At 65.2% G+C, this 6626-nt stretch carries 5 protein-coding genes; 1 reads left to right on the top strand and 4 read right to left on the bottom strand.

Annotated elements, in window-relative coordinates; genetic code table 11:
• Positions 1-342: 342 nt before the first annotated feature.
• From U9983_RS14890 to U9983_RS14875, 4 genes are all read right to left on the bottom strand, one after another.
• A complete protein-coding gene (locus tag U9983_RS14890) occupies positions 343-1434 on the bottom strand; it encodes an MHYT domain-containing protein (RefSeq protein WP_322754603.1) in 1092 nt (363 codons plus the stop codon).
• Between the two features lie 159 nt (positions 1435-1593).
• On the bottom strand, positions 1594-2028 hold the full coding sequence (locus U9983_RS14885) for a hypothetical protein (protein ID WP_322754602.1): 435 nt from the start codon (positions 2026-2028) through the stop codon (positions 1594-1596).
• Between the two features lie 170 nt (positions 2029-2198).
• Positions 2199-3101, bottom strand: a complete 903-nt coding sequence (locus U9983_RS14880) for a polysaccharide lyase (RefSeq protein ID WP_322754601.1) — start codon at positions 3099-3101, stop codon at positions 2199-2201.
• A 554-nt stretch (positions 3102-3655) separates the two neighbouring features.
• Positions 3656-4993: a UDP-glucose/GDP-mannose dehydrogenase family protein gene (locus U9983_RS14875; RefSeq protein ID WP_322754600.1), complete on the bottom strand. Its 1338-nt coding sequence runs from the start codon at positions 4991-4993 to the stop codon at positions 3656-3658.
• 387 nt (positions 4994-5380) lie between these two features.
• Between U9983_RS14875 and U9983_RS14870 the strand changes: the two genes are divergently transcribed.
• Complete coding sequence (locus U9983_RS14870) at positions 5381-6622, top strand: glycosyltransferase family 2 protein (protein ID WP_322754599.1); 1242 nt, start codon at positions 5381-5383, stop codon at positions 6620-6622.
• The last annotated feature ends 4 nt before the right edge of the window (positions 6623-6626 follow it).

The following is a 6626-nucleotide window of genomic DNA, read 5'->3' as shown; positions in this document are numbered from 1 at the left end:
TCGGAAAAGGTTGCGCGACGGTTGTCACGTTCTGAGACAGGATGACCGGGTGCCGATCCGACGCCAAACCCCGTCAACCCGCGCGCCGCGGCGGGCCCAGCCGATGCTGCCATTGCCGATCCGCAATGCCGGTCAGCCGGCCCGAGCCCGTGACCTACCGGTGACTGCATCATGCGGTGGCTGCAGCGCCCGATGGACCGACCCGGACGCCACTCACTGCCGGGTCTGCCATGTCACCTGGCAGGACCTGAACGGTTTTGACACGCATCTGGCGGAGTGCCAGCCAGGGCTTGCCGCCCGGTCCACCCGCTCTGGCCGGGCGCCGCGACGCTGACCCTCGGATCAACGTCGGCGCGGCAGCCCCGAGGGGCGTTGCGTTGCCGTGGCCGGCTGCTTCGCGGCGGTATGGACGGTCCGACCGTGTCCAAAAGCGATTTCATCGACGTTGATTCCGGCTGGTTTGTCCAGGAAGAACCGCTCGTCAGGTGAACGCCGGCCGGCGGGATCCCGGTGGACGCGGGACGGCCGCTGCCCGCCTTTCGGTCCGATGCGCCGAATGACGAGATCCGGTTCGCCGATCCCGCCGAGCGCCGCGAAAATGATGAACAACAGGATGATCGATGATCCGAAGGTCGTCAGGATTCCGAGCGAGTACGGATCGAATCCAAGCGGGGGGCGCAGGCTGGGCTCGGGTGTGACCTGGGTGGCCGCCAGCGCGGTGTAGTGCATCGTGCATACGGCCAGGGCCATCACTGCGGACGCTGTGATGACATGGTTGGCGCCGCCCAGGGAGCCGAGGAAGGTGCCATCCTCCGACGACGTCTGGAGGTCGGCCCGGGCGCTGCGGTGAAGTCCGAGTGGACCGGGCCCGCGACCCACACCGTGCAGGGCGATCCAGAACGCCATGGTGGCCGCGAACACCGCGATGAGGACGGACAGGACGACGACCGGCATTCGGTAGGTCACGGTTCCCGATGTGCGCATGGCCGCCATGCCGGTGTAATGCATCGCTGTGATCGCGAAACCGGTGCACGCCCCGCCGGTAATCAACCGGGTCGTGTTGAACGGGTTGGTCCCGACGACGCAGAGGCCGAGGGCGGCACCGGCGATGGATATACCCAGGGACAGCAGTGTTTCAGATAGACTGAACGTGATGTCCGGTCCGATATGATAGGCGAGCATACCAACGAAATGCATGGACCAGACCGCTCCGCCGCCGAGCGCGACTGCGGTGACTGTGATCCACCGCAGTCGCCTGCCGCCGCGGGTCGCGCGGATGCGGGCCGCGCTCGCCAAGGCCGCGAACGAACCTACGGCGGCCAGCAGATAGGACAGACCGACAAATCCCAGGTCGTATGTTGCCGTGAAATGAGCGTGGGCGGCAGCGAGGTTCTCCACTGCGCTGCCGCCGAGAGGGCGAACCGTGGTCATCATCGGATTCCTTATGTGTGACGCCGTTGTCACCGTCCGTCTTACCACTATTCGTAGCGTCCGATAAGCACCTGGTAGTCATCTCTGTGGCAACGTGTTCACTACCAGTGAACTGAAGGGTTCGCTAGCACCTGAAGGGTTCGCTGGCATCGCCCCGGTCGGTTACAGCTGGCGTGCCCACCCGCAGCGGGATGCGACATACGCCCACCTGAAGCTGGTCAGCGCCACGACTGTCCAGCGATCCGATGTGACGGCGCGGCGCTGCCCGTCGAGGCAGGTGTAGCGCCCGCCGATCACCTCGTCCACCGTTCCACGGGCACAGTCACGCTCTTGGTACCAGCACCACGGTCCGCTCGCGCAACCGCCAAGGTGGGCCATCAGGCGGTAGCCGGTTGCCGGACCGGACCGCAGGTTGAGCTGGCAGCCGTTGGCGGCGGTGGGGACCATGTACCAGTGCGTCGCGGGCAGTGGAGTCCCGGCCCGCGTCTCGGCGACCGCGGGTGAGCCCCAGGAAACGGCCGCGAATGTGGCCAGCAGGCCCATCGCCAGTGCGACGCCCCGGACGAGGCTCCGTCGGTGGACCTGTCGTCTCCGCACGGTGAATCTGATTGGCTTGGGGTGAAACAGGGCAACCGGGAACATGACGCCTCCAGGACCATGGATTACTCACATGCGGATGGAGGACGTTCTACCGTGGATGTCGCCCCGTGTGGTTGTACGGCACGCGGTGTGCCCGAAATCAGCGCACCCCGCAACAGGGGTGGATCTCAGCGCGAAGGGTCGGGCAGGGGACCCACTCGCTGTTCTGCGATGGCAAAGGCGGCGAAATCGATCGTGGTATCCGTCTTGGGCGCAAATGACCGGTCCCCACCGCCGTACACGGCCGAGAACATGATGCCACCGATGCGGACCTTGTCGGAGATACGCGGGTTATAGCCGTGTTCCTTGAAAGTGTCCTTGTTGTCGATCCAGACCGCCAGCAGCCCCTGGGAGACGGTTTCGAAGTTCATCCGGACGCCCTGCTCGACACAGATCCACTTGCCGGTCTCCCACGTCCACGTCTTCTTGCCGGAAACTTTGATCGGCGTGTCCGGGCGGGCGGTGTTCGAGTAGACAATGCCCTCACCGTCCTTTCGCCAGGCGAACCGGCTGGCGAAACCATTTCTGTCGGTGTCGGTGCGCTTGTCCTCGCCCTTGTTGTAGATGACCCCGTAGAATCCGGGGAGCTTTCCCGCCTTGTTGAAGTCGAAATCATGCGGGAAGCGTACGTAGTAGCGCAGGTACATCTCGTAGGTCGGCCGGCCGTCCATAGCGACGAACAGCTGGGAGCCGCCATAGGTGTTACCGTCGTTGTACACCTCGGCATCGGGGTTGTTGAACGTGTCGCCCGCCGGCAGTGAGACTCGGACGATCTTCTGGAAACGAGGGTCGTCGGAGGGCAGTATCTGCGCCCGGTCCAGACCGAAGGTCGCGCGTTGCTCCGGAACGAGACCCTTGCCGAAGAAATCCGCGGCGCCGGTGTCGAAGAACTGCGGCGCCGCGTTCGTAGCGGCGCCGGATGGCGCCGCGGGGTCCGGCGGAAGAGTCTCGCTGGCCGGGTCGAAGGGACGCTTGGGCTTCGAACAACCCGTCGCGGCCACGCCCAGCAGGCCGAGTGCCGAACCCAGCACAGCCCGTCGGGTTCGGGCCGGCGGCGATGGAACAATGATCCCGCGGTCAGTTGACCGGGTGGTTGACGGGCCAGGTACGTCAGGCAGGTACGATCCGTTCCCATCGTTCATCTGTCGACCCCCGGCGGTCCGCCGCTGTACTCATGATCACTGTATGTATGATCACCAGATTCACAGTCAATTCCGAAATTCTCCCGCCTACGGTACCAGTACGGTGGACTCGCGGAATATCGGCTGTCGCGGCGCCCGATCGGGCGCGATCTCGCTGAGCCGGCCGGGATCTTTATAGCGGTAGATGATTCTCACGGTGATTGTACGGATGCTGTTGACGAAACTCGTCGATCACCGGCCCGGCAATTGTCCGCATCGTTTCGCCTGCCGATCCGTTCGCCTGTCGGAGCGGCGGCCGAGCCGGAGCGCCATACCGATCAAGGTATGACGCTCCGGCCGACACCGACACCGACACCGACACCGACACCGACACCGACACCGACACCGACACCGACACCGGACGGCTGGACGGATCGGGTGGCTGGAGCAGCTCGCCGACGGGCCTACGGCCGGCCGAGAGCGTGGTACTCCCAGCCGGCGGCACGCCACTGGACGGGGTTAAGGGTGTTCCGGCCGTCGATGATCGTGCGGGTCGAGACGACCGCGGTCAGGGCGGCCGGGTCGAGCTCGCGGAACTCCATCCATTCGGTGAGGTGCAGGACGATGTCCGCATCGGTCGCGGCGTCGACGGCGTTGTCGGCGTACGTGAGGTCCGGATACATCCGCCGGGCGTTTTCCATCGCGGCCGGGTCATAGACGGCGACGGTTGCACCGGCCTGGTGCAGGGCGCTCGCCACGGCCAGCGCCGGGGAGTCACGAATGTCGTCGGAGTTGGGCTTGAAGGCCGCGCCGAGGACCGCGACCTTCTTGCCGGTAGCGCGCCCGCCCAGGAACCTGGTGGCGAGCGCGACGGTGTGGCTGCGCCGGCGGAGGTTGATGGCGTCCACTTCGGCGAGGAACTTCACGGACTCACCTGCGCCGAGCTCGGTTGCGCGTGCCTGGAAGGCCCGGATATCCTTGGGTAGGCAGCCACCGCCGAAACCGAGGCCGGCGTGCAGGAAGCGGCCGCCGATCCGGGTGTCGTACGAGATGGCCTTGGCCAGGTGAGTGACGTCGGCTCCGGTCACCTCGCAGATTTCGGCCATGGCGTTGATGAAAGAGATCTTGGTGGCGAGGAACGCGTTCGCCGCGACCTTGACAAGCTCGGCGGTCGGGTAGTCGACGACGACGACGGGAGTTCCCGCGTCGATCACCGATCCGTAGACCCGGCGCAGCGTCTCCTGCGCCGTGCCGTCGGCCCGCACGCCGAAGACGAGCCGGTCCGGGCGCAGCGTGTCGTCGACGGCGAAGCCCTCCCGCAGGAACTCGGGGTTCCAGGCGAGCTCCACCCCGGGCGCCTGGGCGCCCAGCCAGTCGGCGAGCCGGGCGGCGGTTCCGGCCGGAACCGTGGACTTGCCCACAACCAGCGAGCCGGGACGAAGCCCGCCCGCGATCAGTCCACTGACCGCGGAGTCGACGTAACGCATGTCCGCCGAGTTCGAGCCGGGGTGCTGCGGAGTGCCCACGCAGATGAAGTGGACGTCGGCCCCGGTCGCGGCCTCCGCGAGGGAGGTCGTGAAGGACAGGCGGCCGGACTCCAGGTTCTTGCGGAGCAGTTCCTCCAGTCCGGGCTCGAAGAAGGGCACTTCACCGGCGGCAAGACGGGCGATCTTGTTCGGGTCCACATCGACACCGATGACCTCGAACCCCAGCTCGGCCATGCAGACGGCGTGGGTCGCGCCCAGATAGCCGGTTCCGATCACTGAAATTCTCAACGGACCGACAACTGTTGTTGCTTCCATGATATGTTGCAAACCCCCAGTTGACAGTAATGTTACCTTGGGTGTCGCAGCTTTGACATGATCCGTTAACGTGCGTCACGTTCGGACCATGGGCTGCGGAGAAGAAAGATTATGCTTGCACTTGGTGAACCTAAAGTAAAATTACTCAACGTAATCGGCGTTTCTTGTAGCGGTACAAGCGCGTTCGGTAGCAACGGCACCCCCGGTGTCCGTGCGATTTGCGTCACACTGCTAACGTGCCCCCCGCACTGCTATCGGGAGTGGGGGTTGTTCGGCCCTCACGTCAGACGACCATTCTTTGGCCGACATGAAGAGGGTAGGCCGACGGACATCTACAGTTTCTCGGGTAGGTCTTTCGGCAAGCCTCCGGAGGGAAACCGTTAGGCAATGGACGTGCTCAGTTCCGTGATCGACCGCATCGGATCGTACTGGGGTGTCGTTCCCCTGGGGATCGCGGGAGTGGTCTCGTGGTCCGTGTGGTTGTTCCGACGGCTATTGTCCTCTCGCTACAAGCCGATCGAGAATGACTTCCGCGCCTCGACGTCCGTCGTCGTTCCCTCCTTCCGGGAAGACCCTGACGTCATCGAACGCTGTCTCAAGACCTGGCTCGACCAGGGTCCTGATGAGCTCATCATCGTCCCGGATGTCGAGGACGTCGAACTCATCAAGCGGCTGACCAGGCACGCTCGGCAGAATCCGGTCATGCGGGTGATGCCCTTCGTGCACGAGGGCAAGCGGTCGGCGCTGGGCGTCGGCATCGCCGCGGCCACCAAGGAGATCGTGGTGCTCTGCGACTCCGACACGGCCTGGGAGCCGGGCCTGCTCGCCGCGGTCCAGATGCCCTTCGTCGATCCCAAGGTCGGCGGGGTCGGTACCCGCCAGAGCGTCTACAACGCGCGCACCAGCGTCTGGCGCCGGGTGGCGAACTGGTTGGTCGACATCCGCTACCTCGACTACGTACCGGCGCAGGGCCGGGCCGGCGCGGTCGCCTGTCTCTCCGGCCGGACGGCTGCCTACCGCCGGGAGGCCATCGCTCCGGTGCTCCACAACCTGGAGAACGAGTTCTTCCTGGGCCGGCGCTGCATCGCCGGGGACGACGGCCGGCTGACCTGGCTCACCCTGGCGTCCGGTTACAAGACCATGCACCAGGACTCGGCCCGTGCGATCTCGATGTTCCCGGACAAGTTGAAACCGTTCATCAAGCAGCGGGTCCGCTGGAGCCGCAACTCCTACCGTTGTTACCTCACGGCGATCTACAAGGGCTGGCTGTTCCGGCAGCCGTTGATCTGCCAGATCAGCGTTCTCCAGATCCTGCTGACCCCGGTCACCATGGGGGTGGCCATGACCTACCTCGGGTTCTGGATCGCGCGACCGCAGGCGAACGCCCCTCTGATCGCGGTCGCATGGCTCCTGGGCGGACGCGCCGTGCGTGGATTCTCCCACTTGCGGGAGCAGCCGCGGGACATCTTCATCCTCCCGGTGGTCGTTCTGATGATCGTAGTTGTCGCACTTCCGATCAAGACATGGGCGTTCTTCACCATGAACAAGCAGGGCTGGCTGACCCGCCGCGCCGACCTGATCGGCGGCGAGGGGCAGTCGGACGCGTCCGTTCGGATGAGTCAAAAATGATCGG

The sequence above is a fragment of the Protofrankia sp. Cas3 genome, assembly GCF_963555955.1.
GTDB lineage: Bacteria > Actinomycetota > Actinomycetes > Frankiales > Frankiaceae > Protofrankia.
This window is presented reverse-complemented; position numbering and strand designations above follow the sequence as displayed.